Here is a 24559-nt window from a genome sequence, read left to right as displayed (position 1 = left end):
AGTTAATAAAACAAGCTGTTATGCACGTACAAAAGTACGAAAACTATTTGTCTAATAAGTGTGTGTCGATATAATTTATGATTTCTTTAACGTTATCCGGGTGAAACCATACGATTTCAGGGTCCTTTTTGAACCATGTGAGTTGCTTGCGCATATATCTGCGAGAGTTGGACTGGATGCGACGGATTGCTTCGACGCGGTCGGTGAGTCCATCAAAATAATCAAACATCTCCCGATAACCTACTGTGTTGAGCGAATTGAGTCCTTTGAGGGGATAACAGCGGCGAGCTTCGTCCTCCAGACCTGCATCCATCATGTCAAGAACACGCTGGTTGATACGTTCATAGAGTTCTCCGCGGTCGCGATTAAGACCAATCTTGAGGACACGGAAAGGACGTTCCTTCTTACTGTTGGTACGAAAGGATGTGTAGGTCTTGCCAGTCATATAGCAGATTTCCAAGGCATGGACGACACGGCGAGGATTGTTCTTGTCAACGATCTGATAGTGTTCGGGGTCAAGCCGACGAAGCTCCTCAACAAGCGCAGGAAGACCTTCGGTTTCAAGTCTGGCTTTCATCATCTGGCGCGTAGCGTCATCGATGGTTGGGATATCATCGATGCCATTGCATACGGCATCAATATACATCATGCTTCCACCGGTAAGCATAGCCACATCGCCACGCTCAAACTTGTCGCGCAGCAACGCCATTACCTCTTCTTCATAGATAGAGGCGCTGTAATAATCATTAAGGTGATGATTGCCAACAAAATGATGATGAACACGCTGTTGTTGTTCTTGGGTCGGAGCAGCAGTACCGATAGGCAGCTCTGCAAATATCTGACGCGAGTCGGCATTGATGATGTCAATGCCCAAATGCTCGGCTATAGTTAGGCAGAGTTCTGTTTTTCCCACGCCTGTCGGCCCAAGAACAACAACCAGTGTCTTCATTATCTGATAATTCCCCGTTGGGAAGAACTTACGAAGTCTATGATATACTGAATTTCTGGGGTAACTGTAAGTTGCTTTTTGATTTCCTCAATGCCTTCCTTCATCAGTCCCTTAGAATAAAGGATGCGGTAAGCGTTGTGGATGTTTTCGATAAGCTCATTGCTAAATCCACGACGACGCAGACCGATGATGTTGACACCTGCATACTTCAAGGGATGCTTGCCGGCAATAATATAAGGAGGAATATCCTGGCTGAAGCGGCTTCCACCCTGTATCATCACATAGCCACCGATACGGCAGAACTGATGGCAAAGCACCTCGGCACTCAAGATAGCATTATCGTCTACCACCACTTCACCGGCAATCTTGGTAGAGTTACCGATGATGATATTGCTACCAATCACACAGTCATGGGCGATATGCATATTCTCCATGAGCAGGTTATTGTTGCCCACGATGGTGGTACCCTTTGAAGCAGTTCCACGCGAAATGGTAACAAACTCACGGATACTGTTGTTGTCGCCTATCTCACAGATGGTCTCCTCCCCCTTATACTTCAGGTCCTGAGGTTTGGTGGAAAGGCTGGCACCGGGGAAAATCTCATTATTGTTTCCAATACGAGCACCACGATTGATGGTAACACTGTTTTGAAGGACATTGTTATCACCCAATACCGTATTCTTGTCAATAAAGCAGAAGGGGCCTATAATATTGTTGTCTCCCAGTTTGGCTTCTGGGTGAACGTATGCCAAAGGACTTATTTGGTTCATATTATTTGTTTTTAACGATTTGTGCAGTAAATGTAGCCTCAGACACTACCTTGTCGCCGACAAACATATAGCCCTTCATGGAGCTGATGCCGTGGCGTACGGGATGAAGCAATTCTACGCGGAAAAGCAGGGTGTCGCCAGGGACAACCTTCTGCCTGAACTTCACATCGGTAATACCCAAGAAATAGGTTGACCAACGCTCGGGCTCTTCCACCTGGTTGAGTACCAACAAACCGCCACACTGTGCCATTGCCTCTATCTGAAGGACGCCTGGCATTACAGGCTCCTGTGGGAAGTGGCCTACGAAGAAAGGCTCATTGCTGGTTACATTCTTCACACCGGTGATGCTTGTGGGGCCAATGGCGGTAATCTTGTCAACAAGCTGCATGGGATAGCGGTGGGGCAGCAACTCGCGGATGCGGATGTTGTCCATGATAGGAGCCTCGTTGGGATCATAGATAGGCGCCTGAACCATGTGCTGCTTAATCTCCTTACGCATCAATCGGGCGAACTTGTTGTTCACGGTATGGCCAGGACGGGTGGCAATGATTCTACCCTTCAGCGGACGACCGATAAGAGCCATATCACCGATGATATCCAAGAGCTTATGACGGGTACACTCGTTCTCCCACATCAGCGGACGGTGCTGGATGTAGCCAATCTTCTTGGCGTCCATATGGGGCACCTTGAGAACGTCGGCCAACTGGTCGAGCTTCTCCTGCTCCACTTCTCTTTCGTAGATAACGATGGCGTTGTCCAGGTCTCCACCCTTGATAAGGTTAGCCTCGAGCAATGGAACGATATCACGAACAAACACAAAGGTACGCGCAGGTGCTATTTCCTTGGCAAAGTTATTGGTACTGTCAAGTGTGGCAAACTGGCTGTTGATGAATTTGGACTCAAAAGAACACATGGCGGTGATGCTGAACTCCTCGTCGGGGAGAATGGTGATGCATGAGCCTGTCTTTTCGTCCTTGATTTCTATTTTCTTACGGATAACGTAGTAGTTCTTAGGTGCATTTTGCTCCTGGATTCCCACTTCATTGATTTTCTCGACATACTGCATGGCCGAACCGTCAAGAATGGGGAACTCAGGACCATTAACCTGAATCAGACAGTTGTCAATACCCATTGCATAGAGAGCTGCCATACCATGCTCGATAGTGCTTACTCTGATATCGCCACTGGAAAGCACTGTACCGCGCTGGGTGTCACTTACCTTTTCAGCTATGGCGTCGATGATGGGATGTCCCTCGAGGTCGATACGCTGAATCTTGTATCCATGATTCTCTGGAGCAGGATTGAAAGTGACGGTCAGGTGAAGACCGGTATGCAATCCTTTGCCGAAGAGAGAGAAACTACCTTTAAGGGTAGTCTGTTTTACTGTGTCCATATATTACTTTGCTCTGTTCTCTAATTGATAGAGATATATGTGATTAATCTTGTTTCTGCTTTTTCAGCTCTTCCACTTCCTTCTGCAAATCGTTCAGCTGCTTGTAAATCTCGGGCAATCTGCGGATGATGGCCTGTGACTTGAAGAACGAACGCTGGTCTGTAGGGGGAGTACCGATAAGGGTCTGGTTATCTTTCAGACTGCCAGGTACACCCGACTGGGCACCCAGGAATACTTTGTTGCCGATAGTAATATGTCCGGCAATACCTACCTGACCGCCAAACATACACCACTGGCCCACCTTGGTAGAGCCGGCAATACCTACCTGAGCACTCATCACGGTGTTTTCACCGATATCAGTATTGTGTGCTATCTGTACAAGATTATCAAGTTTGACGCCCTTTCTTACGAACGTGCTACCCATAGTAGAACGGTCGATACAGGTATTTGCGCCAATTTCAACATTGTCTTCTATAATGACATTGCCTATCTGGGGAATTTTGTCATAACTGTTGGTCTCGGCATTGGGGGCAAAGCCAAAGCCGTCGGCACCCACCACGCTGCCGGCATGAAGGATAACTTCATTGCCCAAACGACAGTCGTGATAGACTGTAGTGTTGGGATACAATATACAGTTATTACCGAGTTTTACATTGTCACAGATGGTGGCATTAGGATAAATCTGACAGCCGTCGCCCACCACAACATTGTCGCCGATATAGGCAAAAGCGCCGATGTAAACATTGTCGCCAATCTTGGCCGACTCAGAGATGAATGCCATCTTGTCTACGCCCTGTTTCTTGGGCTTCATGCTCTCATAGAGTTGCAACAATTTGGCTACGCAGTCACGTGCGTTGTCTACTCTGATAAGCGTAGTCTCTACAGGTTTGTCCAGTTCTATGCTTTTGTCAACGAGCACCACCGAGGACTTGGTTTCATAGAGATAATGTGTATATTTGGGATTAGCAAGAAAAGAGATGGCACCAGGCACACCCTCTTCAATCTTCGTAAAGGTAGTGACTGAGGCATTTTCATCGCCCTCGATGACACCTTGCACGAATTGCGCTATCTGTTTAGCAGTAAACTCCATAGTTTATGTATTAATTAATTTCTGCAAATATAGTAAATATAATTCAAAAACGCTGATAACAAAGATAATATTTGCATATTTTTTTTGATAACAACGATATATTGAGTATTTCAGAGGCTTCAGTGATGTCTTTTATCGTACCGTCCTTGTATAATATGGATATGTGGTCGTCGTGGATGTCATACATGTCCTTACGGATGGTAGAGACATTGACCAGATAGGCTGTGTCGTCAAAAGAGAGCCCATAGCGCTGGGCTATCTGATGCCTTATATCCATCACTTCAGCCTCTTCCACTGCCGTACTGCGAACCTCAACCTTGAAGATTCGGCGGTCTATAAGATTGCGAGACAGCAACGAGAGTATGGGGTCGCGATGGGTGGTCCACGCCTTGACACTCGCCCAGATATCACTGTCATCCAGCATCTTGTAATGCTGCAACGGCTCAGCATTGTCCACAAACGCCTCCTTATCTATATGGTTATAGAGGAAGAAGTGCAGCGCCGGAGTGGCAAAGAGCGTCTCTCCCTGGTCAGCCAGATACTTGGCACGCGAGAGGAGATTGACCAGCAGTTTCTCATAACCCACCGTGGTCTTGTGCAGATACACCTGCCAATACATCAACCGCCTCGAAGTGAGATAATTCTCTATCGAATAGATACCCTTTGAGTCAACCACAAGATTGTCATCGACCACATTGAGCATCTTGATGATACGCGCTGAGCCGATATTGCCTTCGGTCACACCGGTAAAGAAGCTGTCTCTGCGCAGGTAGTCAAGCCTGTCCATATCGAGCTGACTACTAATCAGCTGGTGCAGAAAACGCTTGGGATATTCATCCTTGAAAATCTTGATGGCCAAGGTCAGGTTGTCGCCCAAGTCGTGGTTTATCTCATTCATCATCATCAGCGATATCTCCTCATGGGATATGCCGTGGATGAGAGTATTCTCCAGCACATGCGAGAAAGGGCCATGACCGATGTCGTGCATCAATATGGCAGACTGAACCGCCTCTGCTTCACTTTCAAAGATGAACACGCCTTTCTGCGTGAGCGAGAGTATGGCCTCACTCGTAAGATGAAAAGCGCCCAATGAGTGTTGGAAGCGGGTGTGCTGGGCACCGGGATATACCACATTGGTCAAGCCCAACTGCTTGATGCGTGTCAGGCGTTGAAACAGGGGATGCTTCACGATGTCGAGCAGCAATCCCCGTGGTATCTTTACAAATCCGAAGACCGGATCGCTTATGATTTTGCTATCGTTCAATGCGTTCTAATTCAGCTGCCATTTCCTGTTGCAGTTCATGGGCTTTCTGCGCAGCCACCTCGGCAAAGTCTTCACCTTGCGAAGCATAGATGATACCGCGCGACGAGTTGACCAGCAGACCACAATCAGTAGTCATGCCATACTTGCACACCTCCTGCAGACTGCCTCCTTGGGCACCTACGCCGGGAACCAGCAGGAAGTGAGTGGGAGCACACTTGCGGATGTCCTTGAACATCTCTCCTTGAGTGGCACCTACCACATACATCATATTGGTATCGTTGCCCCACTCCTGGCTCTTCTTCAGCACCTTCTCAAAGAGTCTTTCGCCGTCTTTGTCCTCAGTCATCTGGAAATCCAAAGAGCCCTTGTTGGATGTAAGAGCCAAGAGGATTACCCACTTGTCCTCATATCCCAGGAAGGGCTTCACGCTGTCCTCACCCATATAAGGGGCGACAGTCAGGGCATCAAGGTTGTACTCCTCAAAGAATGTACGGGCATACATAGCCGATGTGTTGCCGATATCCCCTCGCTTGGCATCGGCGATGACGAAGTGATGGGGATAATGCTTGTTCAGATAGTCAATGGTCTTTTCAAAGGCCATGATTCCCTTCACGCCGAAGGCTTCATAGAAAGCCAGATTGGGCTTGTAGGCCACACAGTAGTCTGCCGTGGCATCTATGATGGCCTTGTTGAAGGCGAAGATAGAGTCTTCCTCATTCAGCAGATGGGTAGGAACTTTCTTCAGGTCGGTATCCAGTCCTACGCAGAGGAACGACTTCTTGTCAAATATCTCTTTTACCAGTTCTTGTCTGTTCATAACGTCAATGCTATTTGTTTTAGAGTTCACTTTCCTTCAGACGCTCAGCGTTTTCAGCCACGGTGAGAGCGTCTATCATATCCTGGATGTTACCGTTGAGGAAGCCCTGCAGATCATGGGTGGTATAACCGATGCGATGGTCGGTCACGCGGCCCTGGGGGAAGTTGTAGGTACGTATCTTGGCACTACGGTCACCGGTAGATACCAGCGACTTGCGACGGTTGGCGATATCGTCCACATACTTCTGGTGCTCCTTGTCATAGATAAACGTACGCAGACGCGCCAGCGCACGCTCCTTGTTCTTGGGCTGGTCGCGGGTCTCGGTACATTCTATCAGGATTTCCTCGGTTTCACCGGTATTGGGGTTCTTCCACATATAGCGCAGACGCACACCCGACTCCACCTTGTTCACATTCTGACCTCCGGCACCACTCGAACGGAAGGTATCCCATTTGATTTCGCCTTCGTTGATGGTCACTTCAAACTTGTCGGCCTCGGGCAGCACTGCCACGGTGGCGGCACTGGTGTGCATACGGCCCTGAGTCTCGGTGGCAGGCACACGCTGCACACGGTGCACACCCGACTCATACTTCAATGTGCCATAGACATCCACACCACTCACGGCGAAGTCTATCTCCTTGAAACCACCCACAGCACCTTCCGACGCACTGGTCACAGAGAGGGTGAAACCCTTGGAGTCGCAGTACTTCTTGTACATCTGGAACAGGTCTCCGGCGAAGAGGGCAGCCTCGTCACCACCTGTTCCAGCACGTATCTCCATCTGCACGTTCTTGGCATCTTCAGGGTCTTTGGGCACGAGGGCAATCTTGATTTCTTCTTCCAGCTTGGGCTGGAGAGCCTCGTTCTCTGCCAACTCTTCGCGCGCCATCTCCTTCATGTCGGGGTCGCTCTCGTTGGCCAGTATGTCCTTGGCCTCCTTGATAGAGTTGATGCAGTCGATATATCTCTTGCGGGCATCCATGATGTCGCCCAGGTCCTTATATTCACGGGTCAACTTGACATATCTCTCCTGGTCGGCAATGACATTAGGGTCGGTAATCAAGGTTGAAACCTCCTCGTATCGGCTTTCAAGTCCGTCGAGTTTAGATAATATGCTGTTGTTTTCTGCCATATATTAATAATTGAATGTTCCGTATTCAGAATGGATGGTAAGGCTCTTCTCGCCCTCTTCGATATGACCCACTACCTGGGCATCGATATTGAAACTCTTGCTGATGGCGATTATCTTCTCTGCAGTTTCGGGAGCGACGTAGATTTCCATGCGGTGACCCATGTTGAACACCTGATACATCTCTCTCCAGTCTGTTCCCGAACAGTCGTGGATGGCTTTGAAGAGAGGGGGAACGGCAAACATATTGTCCTTGACCACCTTGCAGTTGTCATTGACAAAGTGCAGCACCTTGGTCTGCGCTCCACCGGTACAGTGTACCATACCATGGATTTCGCTTCTACATTCGTCGAGCATCTTCTTGATGACTGGAGCATACGTACGTGTGGGCGACAGCACCAGTCTGCCGGCATTGACGGGCGCACCTTCCACCTCGTCGGTGAGAGCATACTTGCCGCTATACACCAGTTCGTCGGGCACAGCATGATCAAAGCTCTCGGGATATTTCTCAGCCAGATACTTGGCAAAGACATCATGACGGGCGCTGGTCAGACCGTTGCTGCCCATACCGCCGTTGTAATGCTTCTCATAGGTAGCCTGACCGGTAGAGCTCAGACCCACAATGACATCACCGGGACGGATGTTGGCATTGTCTATCACGTCCGAGCGCTTCATGCGGCAGGTCACAGTCGAGTCTACGATAATCGTACGCACCAGGTCGCCCACATCGGCCGTCTCACCGCCTGTGGGATAGATGCCAATACCCATCTCACGCATCTCAGCCAGCAGCTCGTCGGTACCGTTGATGATGGCAGAGATTACCTCGCCAGGCACCAGCATCTTGTTACGGCCGATGGTGCTCGACACCAGGATGTTGTCGACAGCACCCACACACAGCAGGTCGTCGGTGTTCATCACGATAGCATCCTGGGCTATGCCCTTCCACACATCGATATCGCCGGTCTCCTTCCAGTACATGTAGGCCAACGACGATTTAGTTCCGGCGCCGTCCGCGTGCATGATGTTGCAGTAGTCGGGGTCACCGCCCAGGATATCGGGGATAATCTTGCAGAAGGCCTGTGGGAATATGCCTTTGTCTATATTCTTGATGGCATTGTGCACATCTTCTTTGGCGGCACTTACGCCACGCATCATATATCTGTTGTCTGTCATTGTTTGTCGTGTTGATTGTGTTGTTTGCTCTGGCAGCCCTGTCGGCCCGCCTATACCTTATTATATATATTATAGTTGTTCTTTGCCGTTCCAGAACTCCCATGACGAGAATGCCTGCAGGAGCAGCATCTCCAGTCCGTTGGCGATGGTGGCGCCATGAGCCTTGCCTCGTTTCAGGAAGAGGGTCTCGTCGGGATTGTAGATGAGATCGTAGAGCAGCGTGTGCATGTCCATAGCATGATAGGGAATGTTGGGACATTCGTCAGTGTGCGGATACATGCCGATGGGAGTACAGTTGACGATCACGTTATACTCCTTCACCACCTGGGGAGTCACATCTTCATAACGTATGGCGCCCTCTTTCTTGCTGCGACTCACAAAGAGAGTCTCCAGGCCCAGCGACTTCAGACCGAAGTTGATGGCTTTCGACGCGCCGCCAGTACCCAGTATCAGCGCCTTCTTGTGGCAGGGCTCCAGCATGGGCTCTATGCTTTTGGTGAAACCTATCACGTCGCTGTTGAAACCCTTGAGGATGGTCTTGCGGTCCTTGTGGGTGACGCGGATAACGTTGACGGCACCTATGGCATTGGCCTCCGGACTAATGGCATCCAGATATTTGATGACCTGCTCTTTGTAGGGAATGGTCACATTGAGCCCCTTCAGCTCCGGATTGGAGTCGAGAATCTCGGGCAGCGTAGAGATGTCGGGGATTTCGTAGTTCTCGTACACGGCATCGATGCCCTCGTTCTGGAATTTCTCATTGAAATACCCTATGGAGAACGAGTGTCCTAAGGGATAGCCTATTAATCCATATTTGTCCATAACTGTAATATGTTATTTGGTTGCAAGATACAGGGTGCAGATACCACAGGTGAGGCGCCGGAACGAGGCTTCCTCGAAACCGGCGTTCTTGAGTATCTCCGTCATCTGCTCTCCCTGAGGGAAGGCCTCGATGGTCTGCGTCAGATAACGGTATGCCTTGACATCATGGCTGATCAGATTGCCATAGAGCGGCAGGATGGTGTGAGAGTAGAGGCCAAAGAGCTGCTTCATCGGGAAGCGCTGCGGCGTGGTCAGTTCGACGATAGCGAGGCGACCGCCCTTCTTCAGCACACGGCACATCTCGGCCAGACCCTTGTCGAGGCTCTGGAAGTTGCGGATGCCAAACGAGGCAGTGACAGCATCGAAGGTTTCGTCGGCGAAAGACATGTTCATACAGTCTTCGTGGACAAAGGAGATGACCTCTCCCAGTCCCTCTCGCGCAGCCTTCTCGCGCCCTATCTCCATCATGCCTTCAGAGAAGTCGGCGCCAGTCACCTGCTGGGGCGCCAGGCTCTTGGCGGCAAGGATGGCCAGATCGCCGGTGCCCGTAGCCACATCCAGAATGTGCTGGGGGCGCCAGGGCTTCAGACTGTCTATGAGAGCCTTGCGCCAGCGGCGGTCGATGCCCCACGACATCAGCAGATTGAGCTTGTCGTAGGTGGGCGAGATGGTGTCAAACATGCTCTTCACCATCTTGCCTTTCTCTGCCTTGCCTGTGTAGGGCTTAATCTTCTCCTGTGCGTACATAGTTCTACTTGCGGGTAGCCAGATATGCAGCCACGTTCTTCTCGATACGGGCAGCGATGTCGCCATCTTCGGCGGTCTTGTCAAACTTCTCGCCGGTAATCTGCTCGTAGAGCTCGATGTAGCGGTCGCTGATGGTCTCAGCATACTCATCGGTAATCTCGGGCATGGTCTGTCCGGGCTCGTTCATGAAGTTGTGCTCAATCAGCCACTGGCGTACAAACTCCTTGGACAGCTGGCGCTGGGGCTCACCCTTGGCGAAGCGCTCCTCGTAGCCATCGGCATAGAAGTAGCGGCTCGAGTCGGGAGTGTGTATCTCGTCGATGAGATATACCTTGCCGTCGCGCTTGCCAAACTCATACTTGGTGTCTACCAGTATCAGTCCGTGCTTGGCGGCAATTTCCTGTCCGCGGGCAAAGAGCTTGCGGGTATAGTCTTCCATCACGGCGTAGTCCTCGGCAGAGACGATACCCTGACGGATAATCTCTTCTTTGGAGATGTTGAGGTCGTGACCCTCATCGGCCTTGGTGGTAGGAGTGATGATGGGCTCGAGGAAACGCTCGTTCTCGCGCATGCCTTCGGGCAGCTTCACACCACATATCTCGCGGCAGCCGTTCTTATAGTCGCGCCATGCCGAACCGGTAAGTATACCGCGGATAATCATTTCTACACGAAATCCCTCGCACTTCAGACCTACGGTAACCATGGGGTCAGGGGTAGCGAGCTTCCAGTTGGGACAGATGTCTTGGGTCTGGTCCAGGAACTTGGCAGCTATCTGGTTCAACACTTGTCCCTTGAAGGGTATGCCCTTGGGCAGAATTACATCAAAGGCAGAGATACGGTCGGTAGCCACCATTACCATCAGGTCGTCATTGATGTCATACACATCCCTTACCTTGCCATGATACACACTTTGTTGTCCTTCAAACTTGAAATCTGTTTTCGTTAGAGCTTTCATTATTTATTGAGTTTAGTCCTTGAATTCCAATTCCTTTTCGCCGTGTCGCGCCTTGTCGTAGGCTTCGTAGGCATTGACGATGCGTGTCACCAGCTTGTGGCGCACGATGTCCTTCTTGTTGAATTCTACCACCGAGATGCCTTCGATACCGCTGAGCAGCTGCAGAGCTTCCTTCAGCCCGCTCTTCTGCTCGTGGGGCAGGTCTATCTGGGTCATGTCGCCGGTGATGATCATCTTGGTATTCCATCCCATACGGGTGAGAAACATGCGTATCTGCGCCGGCGTAGTATTCTGAGCCTCGTCAAGTATTACCACCGCGTCGCTCAGCGTGCGACCGCGCATGAAGGCCAGGGGAGCTATCTGGATAATGTGCTTGTCCATCATATCCTGCAGCTTGGCTGCCGGTATCATGTCTTCCAGAGCGTCGTAGAGCGGCTGCAGATAGGGGTCTATCTTATCCTTCATGTCGCCGGGCAGAAAACCCAACTTCTCGCCAGCCTCGACGGCCGGACGCGACAGGATAATCTTCTTGGCGTTCTTCTCCTTCATAGCCTTCACGGCGAGGGCTATACTGAGATAGGTTTTTCCGGTTCCGGCAGGTCCCACGGCGAATATCATGTCGTTCTTGTTGAACGAGTCTATCAGAAGCTGCTGGTTTTCAGAGCGCCCCTTGATAGGTCGGCCTGAGAGCGAATAGACCACAACATCCTTCACGGCATCGGCCTTGGTCGCCTCGCCCTTGATGATGTCGAGTATGTCCTCATCGTTCAGACTGTTATATTTCAGAACATGTTTTCTTATGGTTTCAATATCTTCTTCGGCTTTGGCCATTTCTTCCTCATCGCCGAGAAGACGCATCACATTATCGCGAGCCACTATGCGCAGTTTAGGGAACAGCGACTTTATCATTTGTAGGTGGCTGTTGTTCACCCCATAGAATATGAGTGGGTCGATATCTTCTAATATAATATGTTTCTCTATCAATTGATACCCATTTAAATTTAGGTGCAAATTTACAAAAATCTTGTGATACTTGACCATAAAGTGTTGATTTTTTACTAACTTTGCGCACAAATACATAGATTTGATGAACATAAGTAGAAAAAGATATATACAAGGTTTTTGCATCGCAGTGGTGGTGCTCGGCATGGTGAGATGTATCTTCCCCTCGGTGGCAGGCGATATGCCCCGCTCCGCTCAGACACAGACTCCCGTAGCGACGACAGCCGACAGCACACTGGCCGCAGACACCGCAGCGCTGCTCAAAGGCACACTGAAGGCCACCCCCATCAGCCAGCGCACACGCTTTTTCAACGCCGACGGAACCCCAGCGCGCAACCGCATATTCAGCGTGCCCAATTTCGGCAATACCTTTCCCGACCAGAACGATGTACAGATGCTCTCAGCCCGGAAACATGGCGTGTCGCCCGTGGCAGACGAGCACGAAGCAGAACGCCGCAAGAGCGAACTGGTATATATCGGCGCCAACCCCTACTTCTATACCGACCGGCTACACAACAGCATCCCCTATCTCGTGCCCCGCGCCTCCGTACTCTTGCAGGACATAGGCCGCGCCTTCTTCGACAGCCTTCAGACCAAGGGAGTGCCACTCCACAAGATTATCGTGACCAGCGTGCTGCGTAGCAAGAAGGATGTGACCCATCTGCGCAGACGAAATTCCAACGCCACACAGAACAGCTGCCACATGTATGGCACCACCTTTGACATCGCCTACAACCGCTACAAGACAGTAGAAGCCCCAGGCGAGCGCCGCCGCGTGGTGCGCAACGACACGCTGAAATGGATATTGAGCGAAGTGCTGCGCGACATGAGGCAGAACGACCGCTGCTGGATAAAATACGAAGTCCACCAAGGCTGTTTCCACATCACGGCGAAGTAACCACCACCCCACTCGCTATATTCAACTCTATATTGACAGGATTGGAAATCTGCAGAGATTGAAGAGAGCCCACATCTCTTTTGTACAGAAACAATTCGAGCGTTATAAGTTGTGTCTTAAATACTTATAACGCTCGAATCCATTTTGTGCAGATTATCATATCACGACTCCCATACCGCGCAGCACCGCGTTCAAATCACAATAATTGGCGCCAACCGCTTCACAGGCATCTGGAATCAAGACACGGGCTTTGCTGTTTGGGTTTGATTTCTCATACGTTACCAGTGTCATATTCTTCGCAGCAGCAGTAGCTACCAAATAGGCATCGGCAACAGTAGCAAACACATTTCTGGCGGTCTGAGTGAATGACTTTGTACCAGCCCATGTCTGGACCTCTCCATACATACGCATGACGTCGCCATCAAGCCCGACAAAGCACGTCTTTGGCGCAGAGTGTTTCAGCCACTCTGTCAGCTCGTCATTACCCCGCTCTATTTCCTCCTTAACCTTGGTACTGATAAACAACTCGCCGCTATTTACCATATCGGTCATTCGCTGCCAGAACGTAGGCCATAGATTCATAGGCATCTCATTCTTCGAACGTATAAATATATTACTGTCTATCAGATATGCCATGACCTTATATATTATTATTCATAAAATGTTCAAATGTTCCTCCGTGCAATCCCGTCAATCTAAAAGCATCAGTATAGCTCAACACACGACTGTTTACAGCGTTTCTCACATGGATAGCAAAAGCCCTTCCCACACGTTTTACGCTGGTCAAATAGAAACTTCCGCCACTACCAGATGTTTTCTTGTTAATGGGACGATTGGAGTATTCATGCCAGAACTGGTTATAGTCCTCATCGCTGAGCAGATTCAGGTCATGCCCTCTTCGTGCAATGACGAGTTCGCTTACTTTGAAGCGTCTTGACATCCATTTGATCTCACCATTCCACAATTCTCGCAACACGTTCTCGGGCACCAGGAATTCGGCAGCAACCATATCACAATATTTCTCGACATGGTTTTGCATGGCAATACTTTCTCCAGCGTGGCCAGCACTAATACCAAGCATGATATGGGCTGTCTCATGTATCAATGTGAACATCTGGGCCGACTTGCTGTCTGCACTATTTACAAAAATATATGGGGCTGTATCATTGACAAGAGCGAAACCTCTGCACTCTTCAACTTTAAGGACTCTATGAGTATTGTTGCCAACAACGCCATTGAATGCGACGAAGATACCTATTTCTTCAAGGTGTTCCGTCAACACATTTACTGCCGTTTCAACATTGGCAAGGCTGAATGCCCATTCGCACTCAAGGCCCAAAGCAGTACGCAGCTTACGGACTGCCTCGGCAAAAGGAGTAGCGGGCGTAATGGTTCCAACTATCTGACAAGTATCCATCACATTGTCTTGCAAATACTCCTCCAGCCAGTCCTGGCGACTCTGAATGTTCATAACCGTATCATAGACATTCAAATCGAAATTATTGTCTATACCAGCGCTGCCACGGAACATCGGGAATGGAACGGTCTCTACTGGTTTTTGCTGCAAGAACAGGAAACCCATAGGCACAAAGAACTTGGCAGCAAACTTCTCAAGCTGGCGAAGTGTTGGCAATTGTTCTCCAGACAGCCACGACTCCAACATAGGGAAAGCCGCAACAGCTTCCGCTTCATTGTAGCCTGCGCGGACAAACGCCCATCTGAACGTTTCCGCCTTGATATTATCCAATCTTACGACTGCCATACAATAATCATGATTTCCAATAGAGACAACACAATTGCCTTAATATGCAAAATTACGCTTTTTCTTCTACTCTTCCAATCTTTTTCACAAGAAAAATAATAGATTGCACTATTTTGTTGCTCAGACAACATATGACGCCATTACACCAAACTTGACTTCAAACTCAGAAACGAGCATTTCTAAGCACGAAATCACCAATTCCGACCACGCAATCACCAAATCAAGCCGCCAAACCAGTCCAAAGTCCATCTCCCACCATTTTATCCTAAAGACAATCACAAGTTTTCTATTCACGTTAACAGACAGCTCCACTTTACGTACCCAAAGGAAATTCTAAACCGAAGGTCACTGCGCATAGCGGAAATCTAATGGAGTTGCGTTTTCCCAGTCCTACCGTTTTCCCAGTCCTACCGTTTTCCCAGCCCAGAGTTTAGGCCATTGCGAATCTTCATCCTTCCTATGAGTAGAGATTATATGAGCCAATACGCACCCGAAGGCAACTCTGTAGGAGTTGCGATTTCTCAGCTCAGGATTGAGTTGAAGCCATTGCAAACCTCTATCCTTACTATGAGTAGAGATTATATGAGCCAGTATGCACCCGAAGGCAACTCTGTAGGAGTTGCGATTAGCCGAAGGCATTACCATCAATGTTCCGAAATGGAGGCTATTGCTATTTACCGCAACAGCCGGACTTTTTAATCGGCCATGGGCCGCTTTTCCTACCATGGTGCCTGCGTCATTCAGCCTCAAGGTTGAGGCCATGCAAATCCCTATCCTTGCTATGAGTAGAGATTATACGAGTTGGTACGCACCCAGAGGCAACTCTGTAGGAGTTGCGATTTCCCAGCCCAGGGTTGAGGTGCGCAGCGCCTCTACCCTGGGTATCATCCCCCACCCTCTTAGCAACTCTACAGGAGTTGCGATTAGCCGAAGGCGTTACCATCAATCTTCCGAAATGGAGGTTGTATTTCCCATATAAAATTCGTATAATGTCACTATCAACCCACTCATTCCCTGACAAACGCTGAAGGCGGATGCCCAAGACTCATCATCTTGCGCATCCGCCTTCTGCATAGTATCGCTGCAGCATTTCTCCTATAGCCACATATCCCCTATGCGGACTGCTATAACTGCATCTCCACCGCAGACAAAGAACCGAAACGGCCTACGCCATCTCCTCCATCACCCGTATGACATCCTCCACGGGTACATTCAGCACGCGGGCGATATACTCAGGTGACACATCCACAGCACCTTGCTGACGCTCCATGCCGATAAGATATTCTACGTTCTTTTTCAGGTCGCCAAGGCAGTTGGAGAAAGCCGTTTTGTCCCTCACCCCACTCCACACCTCACTACCATCGAAGCCATATCCACCGTCTTTGGCCTCAAAGATGACCGATGGTTCAAGCACCTCCACCGTATGCCAAGCGCCCTTAGGCACCACACATCCAAACTTACCGGCCTGAGGGTCAAGGCTGATGCGCTCCACCTCGCGCCCACCATCATCATAGATGACCTCCACCAACTTGCCACACAACACCACCACCATCTCCGTACTCTGCGGGTGGCGATGGATAGGTACGTCAGCACCAGGCAGCAAGGCATTCAGCATCCGCTGACTATTGTCAGCCTGTGAGGTACGCAAGTCATGGCTATGGCGCAGACGCGGACTGGCCTTGGCCATGTCGACGAGATGGCTCAACAAGTCTTTATCTATCTCCATGTTCTTCAATCGTTGGGCAATCTGTTCGCTCGCCGCGGAATCAGAAGAAACCAGCAGAAAGCGAAGATGGCCCAAACTAACTTTTTCATTATTCCCCAAAAGGGCGACGAAAGCATCGCCGCCCACCTTATTATAATACACACCTTAGCCAACGATAGCCTCCTTGATACACTCCACGATATAGCGCACGTCATCGTCCGTCACATACGGACCCGCAGGCAGACAGAAGCCGACCTTGAAGATGGATTCTGATACGCCATTCACGTAGGCAGGAGCATCCTTATACACAGGTTGCTTGTGCATAGGCTTCCATACCGGACGGCACTCCACCTTCTTCTGCAACATGAACACACGTAGTGCCTCTACATTTTCATTCGGCTGACAATCCGTAGTGGCACTATCCACCGCTTTGATGACACCCGCAGCACCACCCACAGCCGTCTTTATCACCTCCTTATAGGCATTCTCCTGTCCCTTGATTCTTACCTCAGGGTCAATCGTGGCAGCACAAAGCCAGAAGTTGGAATCATATCGAGGGTCAGCAGGCTGTTCGTGCAATGTAATGCCCTTCACATCTTTGAGCAAATTCTTGTAAAGCTCCTGCACATGCTTATGATGAGCAATGTGGTCATTCAGCACCGTCATCTGTCCACGACCAATACCAGCGCACACATTGCTCATGCGGTAGTTATAGCCGATGGCTGTATGCTCATAGTAAGGGTAAGCGTCACGCGCCTGGGTTGCATACCACATTATAGTGTTCGCATCCTCGGCATTGTTGCAGATAAGCGCCCCACCACCAGATGTCGTAATCATCTTATTGCCATTAAAGCTAAGCACGCCAAACTTTCCGAACGTACCCAGCACCTGCCCGTTGAATCGCGAGCCCATACCCTCGGCAGCATCCTCCACCACAGGAATGCCGTACTTGTCGGCAATCGCCATTATCCTGTCAATCTGATAAGGCATACCATACAGAGCCACGGGCACAATCGCCTTCGGATATTTGCCTGTCTTCTCCTTGCGGTCGATGATAGCCTTCTCCAGAAGCTCTGGATCCATGTTCCATGTCTCAGATTCAGAATCCACGAATATTGGTGTAGCCCCAAGGTATGTGATAGGATGGGACGAAGCACAGAACGTGAAACTCTGCACAATCACCTCGTCACCTTGTCCGACACCACAAGCCAACAATGCCAGATGTACCGCTGCAGTACCAGCCGAAAGGCAGACCACTTTGCGGTCAAGTTTGCCTCCACTGACATGATTATTGACAAACTTCCCAAGTTCGTCCTCAAACGCATTCACATTCGGCCCCATCGGTACGACCCAGTTCGTGTCAAATGCTTCTTTTACATACTTTTGTTCAAAACCTTCCTCTGACATATGTGCCAGACAGAGGTAGATAGTTTTTCTTTCTTCAGCCATATTTATTATGTGTTATGATTATACTCTTGTATTTTCTAGCAAAGGATATTTCCAATCAGCTATTTTGAACTCATATAGATTTCCGTTCATTAACCAAGCCTTCAAAGATGTCGTGAACAAACTTTGATAATGGCCTTTTTGAAAATTCTTCGGGTTCATTATATACTCCCAAAACAAGCCTTTCCCAATCTTCAATCGACACCTGTTTTATTAGAGGAGATTTGCTGTTCCCAGATGTCTGCGACATACGTTTGACAAAAGTTTTATAGGCAGGGGATTTCATCTTCATATACTTGAAATAAACTTCCGCCACATAATCCTTATGCGAATTATACAGTTCTTTCAGATTGAAAACCCTTACATTATTTGCCATCCCCATATTGAGACTTACATCTATCCCGACATCTATGGCTGACTCCATTGATTTCAAATTCAAAAAGCCACGTTGTAGTATATCTGCCTTGAAAACCATCGAATTCACATCCCTTATAAAAAAAGGATTTTGTAAGCCCTCAATGCGTGAATCTTTATTATGCTTTCCACTGACTCCATTGCAATACGAGCAAGACGGAACCAGATTGTATTTTGATATAGCCAAATATGGATATTTCTCTTTTGGATAGAAATGATCCAGTTGGCCTTTTACTTCTCTTTGTTGTCCTTCTATGCATTCAACGAAGACACGGTTGCAATAAGGGCACACTTTGGTCTTTGTCGCTTTGATTAATTCACTGCGTGGGAAGTCTCTATGCTCATATCCCTGCCCGATTACAACCTTACAGATGTTCTCATATACTTTATCCTTATTCGTCAGGGGCTTGTATATTCGCTTTGCATGTGCAATAATCTTTAGCATTCCCGCATCATCCGCATTCACTATTTCATCTAAATGGTCATATATGATGTTCAGGCTATCCATAGATTCTTTGTCTAACATTTCTGCTGGAGCAAGAACAATATCAGAATCGTCCAGTTGTAGCCATCTGCCTTTCTTGTCTCCGACGCTATTGGTATAAAGAACCGCAATATACCCTTGTAATTTTGCACTGTATTGCTTTGCTTCTTTTACAGTAATATTGCTTCGATTTCCAATATATCCTCTTTGCAATATAAGAGACAAACGTTTCTTGAAGTTTCTGCAAAACTTGTCGTATGCAGACATATCTCCTGAATATTCTATCGGTATCATTTGTGTCAGCTCAGATTTAATTGCTTGTCTATGGCTGCAAGACGTTCCTCCAATCTATTTTTTTCTTCAAGCAAGCGGATGTTTTCACCTGCTTTAGCATATAAGGCTTCCCTCAGACAATCCCTGAGATATTCATCACCTATAAGGCTTATCTCAGTCTCTATACCTGTCAATTCTGTATGGGTTTGCACCTTGCCGCCGCACCTTCCAATCTTGTCCATCAGCTCATGGTATTTGCTTTCAGCGAAATCCCCCACAAACTTCTCCATGAAAAAGCCACTGTTCAGTATGTCATACACATTGGCACAAAAAGTGTTGCAAGATGAGCTCCAAGGTTTTGGCACTCCCGATTCCAGACACAGGATATTCTGATTGGGTATGTCACTCAACACAAATGGCGAATGCGTGGAAATAATTATGTTTATTCCTTTGATTTTGTCGCCAACGTTCATGGCATTTATGCCATCCAATAGTTTCTTTAGGAATGCGGTCTGATATTTAGGGTGAAAATAAAGTTCTATCTCATCAAACACAAGGTTAATGAAGCGGTACTTTATACCCTGTTTTTTGTTTTCTGATTCTCCCCAAAGTGTATAAAGATTATATATATGATACAGAGCGGTAAACAAAGAACCTGCAATGTGCTTTTCTCCTGAGCTGAACGAGCGCATTGACACTACTTTCCCCGTATTATCCCCTTTCTCGTCAAGCAAACTGAAACGAAGGTCTGAGCGAAAACTGGGAGCTGGAAGGAGTTCCTCTACTGTCCATTCATGCAAAGGCAAATCCGGATAACGCTTTGCCATCACATTCTTATTTGCTCCATTTATATACCTGGATTTGTTCTTTAATCTATCCTCTACACGTTTTGCGAACAAGAAAATAGGTATTTCTGAGTCTGTCACCCATCTCTCGCCCTGCTTGTCTTTCGTCATTGTAGTACTATAGTGGGCAAATATCAACCAGGCAATAGCTCGCTTTATTTTTAGCGTAATGTGGGTGTTGTCCAGATACAGTTGTTTGATATATGCTTCAATGCCGCTTTCCCCATTCAGTTCTTCCTCAACATTCTTCACATCTTCCTGATACCTTTTGTACTTTGCATAGGTCAGGGAAATCTTAATCGTTTTATATACAATATAGTTAAGGGTTCTCCTAATGCTTCCCTCGTCCTTGCTTTTGCAGCATTTGTTCAAATTGAGGCCGACACATTTGCTCCATACTTCAACAATACGTTTTCCCAATATATCCATTGCATGCTCGTCAGCATGTCTCCAATCACTTATGTAATGCAGATAATACATCTCCAACCTTGTCTTTATAGAGGTAAAGAGGTGGGTCCCTGTCGGAGAAAAATCCGTCAAGATGTCAAACACAAAGGATTTTGGCTTTTTATCCTTATAGATAGAAGCCAAAGGACTATTGTTTGAAATGGCCAACAAATAGATTCGAGTCTGCAACAAATCAATCTCATTGTTGTAATCTATTTGACCATTAGCCCTGAAAGGATTGAGGACAATAGGCATCTGATATCCATCATTTTTATGAAAAATTCCACAGAGCCAGCAGCGTTCCTCTTCTGTCACACTATCCCTTGTCTCATCCTTATCTAATTCTTCGTCCTCAATATGCTCTGGAAAATAGTCGTTCGTGTTGTAGCTGTATGAAGAATAGTTTACCACAATAGTGTAGAACAAGTCCGACAACCACCGATGAACATCCTGCTCGGTTGCGGGTAAAGCTGTCTTTATGTTAGTTAATCCATGACTCTCATCGTTTCTTTGAGTATAGTCATATTGCCATATCTTCTCATCATTGACACGGCAACATATGTTCAAATCCTCATTACGGATGATATAGACATTGCCGTTCAGTTCAAATGAAAATTCCGCATATACACCACGAATAAACCTCGGATGACTTCTGTTGGCTTGTGCGTATGCGGGTCGCAGAGCGTAGGCCATATTATTTATCAGCCGCAACATCAGTTCAATCAGGGAGCTCTTTCCCTGACCATTTTCTCCGACAATGGCAGATACAGAGACTAAGGGCGTTTGGGCATTATAGAAAGTGGAAGATAATGTATTGTCAAGAAATCTGTATTCTTGTCTATCCTTCAAGATACGCATAATGCTTTGGTATCTTGCCTCTTTCCGTCTGGGTTCTTCCGTCTCATCTGCCGTAAAAGATGGATGGGGAAGTGTATGGATATATAGAATTTTGAACATACTAATTATAGACTGCTTAATATTCAATCCTTTATCGTTTTGAACCTTTGAAGATGCGCAATGCTGCCATACCACAGCTGGCTCCATATCCCTTCGCGATACACAAGCTCACGCTTCCATCTGTTCGCAAAGAACCTCCTTGTCTTGAAGCATATCACTTGAATGGTATTTCCTTTCGGCTTCTCTTTGCCAAACTCTGGTGATAGAATATCCTCAATGATACGTCGTTCCAAGTCTGCCTCCCTTTCTATCTGAGGAAACGACGATTCCGCAAATCCCAAATAATCCACACAGATAGCATTGATTTGCTGGAAGAACCTGTATATACCCACCTTTTTCAGTGTCGAGACCACAAGCTCCCAATCCACATTCTCATGTTCGTGCTGCATGAAGAAGCCCCAGTCGAGCAACTGCCTCAGTGTCGCCTCTGCTCCCGCAAAATGCTGCCCCAGATGACGAATCAGGAAAATGGCATTCAATGATGGCGAAGGAAGGAATATCTCGCTTTTCTCCATTGTCAATGGTTTGTCGAAAGTAGCAAGCCTCTTGAACAAAGCCTCCAGCTCTCTCGAACTATCATTCACCTTGGTATTCACGAAATCATAGTGGTTCTCCACGCTCACGCCTTGAAAAGTAAAACAAGTATGATGCTCATGGCCATCATCAATCCTGATGCCCAACCTCTCGCTAACGAGCCTGTCAGCCTCCTGCCAGCAGCTTCCGAGATAAACATCCATATCACCAACAGGCCTATGGTTTGGCTTAGGCCAATACAGGCTCATTCCATATCCCTTCAGCAGCATCATCTTGATACCGTTCTGCTGATAGAAGAAGGAAAGAGCATCTATCGACTTCCTGTGACCCTTATAGAGCCGTTCCAAGCACACCACCTGCCCAAGCCATCCCAACAGCATCGCCTTGTCAGGCCGTTGTTCCGCAGGCAATAGCTCCAGAGCATCAAAACAAATACCCTGCACCCCCTGCCTTGCCGCTTCTTCCATTACCTTTGCCCAACAGATTTCCGCCTTCAACCGCACGTCGTGTGCACCACTTACAACAGTACTGATGAGTGATAGTATTGTTTCTTGTTCAAGCGATAACAATCTAATTGCGTCCACGATATATTGATTTTAATTGTAAGCGTATCAACGTCTTTTCAGTTTATCCATATTGCTTTCAACCAATTTATCAAACGCTTAAGTAAACAAGTTTTTTTATACTCAACCATTGTCTTTTCACCATCATCCCATAATATGGTCAAATCTGATTTATGTAGATTAGAGAGATATTGAGCAAAATCGCTCCTTAACGCCCCTTTATCCCCAACAACTTTTGTTTTATCAGGATTTATTATGGGCGCAATGTATTGAATAATATATGACTGTACAAAAATTGGAGCAAAGATAGTAGTGTGAATAAATTGATTAGCCCAACAGTTAATGCCGTATATAGTTGCAAGTTGAAAAGGACTTTGCAGCCTCCAACTGGAACTGCTTTTGCTCTTCAGAAAATCCCAGGCAACTTGAGAGAATTTCTTGATTGGCACGTTTTTCTTATCCAGAATTTTGGAATATCCGATAAGACTCTTTCCTGACTCTTCGAGAATTTGCCTAACAAGAAATATCGAGGTAGGACGTATATCTCTAAAATAAAGGTCCTGAATCTTTGGAACAGTTTCAATGTATTGAATGTTCTTGCAAAGAATATATAGTTCGGAAACATGAAGATTGTTCCTTGATCCAAACCCCGATAAATAGTTGGTTTCATTTATCAACTCATCATATCTGCAAAAATACCACTCAATTTCTGCAAGCAGAGTGTAAATGATATGTTCATATCTGTCAATATATTCAACCTTAACGACACCCTTTTGTCCTTCACAATAATCCTGAATGCAGTAAAGGTTCATTCTTAGAAACTCTTTATACTCAGCCTTATTTTTAAAATTATCTTTGATAATATTCTGAACAACGGTATCTTTATTGTATTTTTTGCTATTAAGCCTATTCTTTACTCCATCGATTACAGCATCCAAAAACGTCAGATACCCCGCGTATAGAGCCTGTTTATCAGCATCTGTCTTGACAGATTTCTTGAAAGTGTCCCATGAGTTGGACATCTTCCTAAAACTATCTATCTCTGATATGAATTGTGCATCCATAAGATAAGAAGTAAATTTATGTCTTTACTTTATCTCCATCAGATAATCGTTTTTCGAGAACATTCTGCCGTATTCAGGAGCGAGCATCTGAGGGTCAAAACTCTCACCCTTTATCATCTGAATCAGAGCCTTAGGGAAGTTCACGCCAGCCTCATAGCTGAATGGGAAACCACCTCCGAAACGAGGGTTTAGTTCAAGCACGCAATAAGCACCATCGGCACGCTGCATGATGTCCACATCCAGATTGCCGATATGCCCAAGAGCCTCACCAATCTTGCGTCCCATCTCACGCACCTCCGGCAAGTCAACAGTGACAGCCTTGTCTGTCTCACCAGCACGCATGGCTAGTTTCTGCTTCACGCTTACACCAATGTTCTTCCCATTGAGGTCGTTCATGATGTCCAGACCGAACTCATTGCCAGTCAGCTTCTCCTGAATCATGATGTACTCATCACCCACGCTTGCAGTAGCCAGAATCGTCTTCTTGATCTTCTTCATCAGCAGGTTGTAGTAGATGTCCAGCTCCTCCATGTCGGCGATACTCTCAAGGCCGATACTGCCCGAACCCCAACGAGGCTTCATGAACAGCGGGAACTCAATCTCGCCCTTTGCCAAAGCCTCCTTCACGTCAGCCAGACGCACGTAGGTCTTCGGAGCCACCAGTCCCAGCGACTCCACCCACTGAGCCGTCTTATACTTGTCGAAGGCAATGTCAATCACCTGTGGGTCACTCACAATCACCTTCACACCCAACGCCTCAAACTTCGCCTTGTTCTCAGCCAAGATAGGCAACTCCAGGTCGTTCAGCGAAATCAACGCGTCAATCTTCTGCTCCTCGCAAATCTTCAGCGTGATGTTCACATACTCAGGGTCATACACTGCAGGCACCTGCAGCTTCACGTCAGCAGCCTGCAGAGCCGGAGCACTCAGCTGCATATCCGTTGCCACCACCTTGTCGCCCTCGGCCATATTCTCTTTGAAATACTTCAGCAGGTACGTTCTGCGTCCTGCACATGTAAATAGGATGTTCATTGTTATCTAAAATTTTTATCGTTC

General features: G+C 47.6%; 22 protein-coding genes. 1 reads left to right on the top strand and 21 read right to left on the bottom strand.

Annotated elements, in window-relative coordinates; genetic code table 11:
* Nucleotides 1-43: 43 nt before the first annotated feature.
* The 12 genes from miaA to CIK94_RS07725 form a co-directional block, all read right to left on the bottom strand.
* A complete protein-coding gene (gene miaA, locus CIK94_RS07780) occupies nucleotides 44-949 on the bottom strand; it encodes a tRNA (adenosine(37)-N6)-dimethylallyltransferase MiaA (protein WP_094422431.1) in 906 nt (301 codons plus the stop codon).
* Complete coding sequence (gene lpxA / locus CIK94_RS07775) at nucleotides 949-1719, bottom strand: acyl-ACP--UDP-N-acetylglucosamine O-acyltransferase (protein ID WP_094387202.1); 771 nt, start codon at nucleotides 1717-1719, stop codon at nucleotides 949-951. Before lpxA ends, miaA begins: the two co-directional genes overlap by 1 nt.
* 1 nt (nucleotide 1720) lies before the next feature.
* Nucleotides 1721-3112 carry a bifunctional UDP-3-O-[3-hydroxymyristoyl] N-acetylglucosamine deacetylase/3-hydroxyacyl-ACP dehydratase gene (locus CIK94_RS07770; protein ID WP_022310278.1) on the bottom strand — a complete coding sequence of 464 codons (1392 nt, stop codon included), beginning with the start codon at nucleotides 3110-3112 and terminating at the stop codon, nucleotides 1721-1723.
* 43 nt (nucleotides 3113-3155) lie between these two features.
* Nucleotides 3156-4202 carry a UDP-3-O-(3-hydroxymyristoyl)glucosamine N-acyltransferase gene (gene lpxD / locus CIK94_RS07765; RefSeq protein ID WP_094388219.1) on the bottom strand — a complete coding sequence of 349 codons (1047 nt, stop codon included), beginning with the start codon at nucleotides 4200-4202 and terminating at the stop codon, nucleotides 3156-3158.
* Nucleotides 4203-4245: 43 nt separating this feature from the next.
* The gene (locus CIK94_RS07760) at nucleotides 4246-5466 is read right to left on the bottom strand and encodes an HD domain-containing protein (protein WP_094422429.1); all 1221 of its coding nucleotides are present in this window, start codon (nucleotides 5464-5466) and stop codon (nucleotides 4246-4248) included.
* Complete coding sequence (gene pyrF / locus CIK94_RS07755; protein ID WP_094422427.1) at nucleotides 5456-6283, bottom strand: orotidine-5'-phosphate decarboxylase; 828 nt, start codon at nucleotides 6281-6283, stop codon at nucleotides 5456-5458. The genes CIK94_RS07760 and pyrF overlap by 11 nt, the downstream gene beginning before the upstream one ends.
* A gap of 19 nt (nucleotides 6284-6302) precedes the next feature.
* Nucleotides 6303-7415: a peptide chain release factor 1 gene (gene prfA, locus CIK94_RS07750; protein WP_094387198.1), complete on the bottom strand. Its 1113-nt coding sequence runs from the start codon at nucleotides 7413-7415 to the stop codon at nucleotides 6303-6305.
* 3 nt (nucleotides 7416-7418) lie between these two features.
* A complete protein-coding gene (locus CIK94_RS07745) occupies nucleotides 7419-8585 on the bottom strand; it encodes an AIR synthase-related protein (protein ID WP_094422425.1) in 1167 nt (388 codons plus the stop codon).
* Nucleotides 8586-8654: 69 nt separating this feature from the next.
* On the bottom strand, nucleotides 8655-9407 hold the full coding sequence (locus CIK94_RS07740) for a shikimate dehydrogenase (RefSeq protein WP_094422423.1): 753 nt from the start codon (nucleotides 9405-9407) through the stop codon (nucleotides 8655-8657).
* 12 nt (nucleotides 9408-9419) lie between these two features.
* The gene (gene ubiE, locus CIK94_RS07735) at nucleotides 9420-10154 is read right to left on the bottom strand and encodes a bifunctional demethylmenaquinone methyltransferase/2-methoxy-6-polyprenyl-1,4-benzoquinol methylase UbiE (RefSeq protein WP_022310271.1); all 735 of its coding nucleotides are present in this window, start codon (nucleotides 10152-10154) and stop codon (nucleotides 9420-9422) included.
* Between the two features lie 4 nt (nucleotides 10155-10158).
* Complete coding sequence (locus CIK94_RS07730; protein WP_094422421.1) at nucleotides 10159-11109, bottom strand: phosphoribosylaminoimidazolesuccinocarboxamide synthase; 951 nt, start codon at nucleotides 11107-11109, stop codon at nucleotides 10159-10161.
* 12 nt (nucleotides 11110-11121) lie between these two features.
* The gene (locus CIK94_RS07725) at nucleotides 11122-12093 is read right to left on the bottom strand and encodes a PhoH family protein (RefSeq protein ID WP_094388225.1); all 972 of its coding nucleotides are present in this window, start codon (nucleotides 12091-12093) and stop codon (nucleotides 11122-11124) included.
* A gap of 103 nt (nucleotides 12094-12196) precedes the next feature.
* Here CIK94_RS07725 and CIK94_RS07720 point away from each other — a divergent pair, with 103 nt between their 5' ends.
* Nucleotides 12197-13009: a DUF5715 family protein gene (locus tag CIK94_RS07720; RefSeq protein ID WP_094422419.1), complete on the top strand. Its 813-nt coding sequence runs from the start codon at nucleotides 12197-12199 to the stop codon at nucleotides 13007-13009.
* A 156-nt stretch (nucleotides 13010-13165) separates the two neighbouring features.
* Here CIK94_RS07720 and CIK94_RS07715 read toward each other — a convergent pair whose 3' ends face one another.
* The 9 genes from CIK94_RS07715 to CIK94_RS07675 form a co-directional block, all read right to left on the bottom strand.
* A complete protein-coding gene (locus CIK94_RS07715) occupies nucleotides 13166-13645 on the bottom strand; it encodes a DUF4411 family protein (protein WP_094422417.1) in 480 nt (159 codons plus the stop codon).
* Between the two features lie 4 nt (nucleotides 13646-13649).
* Nucleotides 13650-14771, bottom strand: a complete 1122-nt coding sequence (locus CIK94_RS07710) for an ImmA/IrrE family metallo-endopeptidase (protein WP_094388228.1) — start codon at nucleotides 14769-14771, stop codon at nucleotides 13650-13652.
* 1165 nt (nucleotides 14772-15936) lie between these two features.
* Nucleotides 15937-16497 (bottom strand): WbuC family cupin fold metalloprotein, encoded by a 561-nt coding sequence (locus CIK94_RS07705; protein WP_094422447.1) that lies wholly within the window; start codon nucleotides 16495-16497, stop codon nucleotides 15937-15939.
* A gap of 144 nt (nucleotides 16498-16641) precedes the next feature.
* The gene (locus tag CIK94_RS07700) at nucleotides 16642-17925 is read right to left on the bottom strand and encodes a DegT/DnrJ/EryC1/StrS aminotransferase family protein (protein WP_094422414.1); all 1284 of its coding nucleotides are present in this window, start codon (nucleotides 17923-17925) and stop codon (nucleotides 16642-16644) included.
* A 70-nt stretch (nucleotides 17926-17995) separates the two neighbouring features.
* Nucleotides 17996-19114 carry a hypothetical protein gene (locus tag CIK94_RS07695; protein WP_144008341.1) on the bottom strand — a complete coding sequence of 373 codons (1119 nt, stop codon included), beginning with the start codon at nucleotides 19112-19114 and terminating at the stop codon, nucleotides 17996-17998.
* Nucleotides 19115-19119: 5 nt separating this feature from the next.
* Nucleotides 19120-21429 (bottom strand): AAA family ATPase, encoded by a 2310-nt coding sequence (locus CIK94_RS07690; protein WP_094422410.1) that lies wholly within the window; start codon nucleotides 21427-21429, stop codon nucleotides 19120-19122.
* Entirely contained in the window at nucleotides 21366-22379 is a 1014-nt protein-coding gene (locus CIK94_RS07685; protein ID WP_256388338.1) for a nucleotidyltransferase family protein, read from the bottom strand. The genes CIK94_RS07690 and CIK94_RS07685 overlap by 64 nt, the downstream gene beginning before the upstream one ends.
* Before the next feature lie 119 nt (nucleotides 22380-22498).
* A complete protein-coding gene (locus tag CIK94_RS07680) occupies nucleotides 22499-23503 on the bottom strand; it encodes a hypothetical protein (protein ID WP_094422408.1) in 1005 nt (334 codons plus the stop codon).
* Nucleotides 23504-23527: 24 nt separating this feature from the next.
* On the bottom strand, nucleotides 23528-24535 hold the full coding sequence (locus tag CIK94_RS07675) for an ATP-grasp domain-containing protein (RefSeq protein ID WP_094422406.1): 1008 nt from the start codon (nucleotides 24533-24535) through the stop codon (nucleotides 23528-23530).
* Between the last annotated feature and the right edge of the window lie 24 nt (nucleotides 24536-24559).

The organism is Prevotella sp. P4-51 (assembly GCF_002251455.1).
Lineage (GTDB): Bacteria > Bacteroidota > Bacteroidia > Bacteroidales > Bacteroidaceae > Prevotella.
The sequence above is the reverse complement of the archived record's forward strand: the minus strand, read 5'-3'. Positions and strand labels throughout refer to the sequence as shown.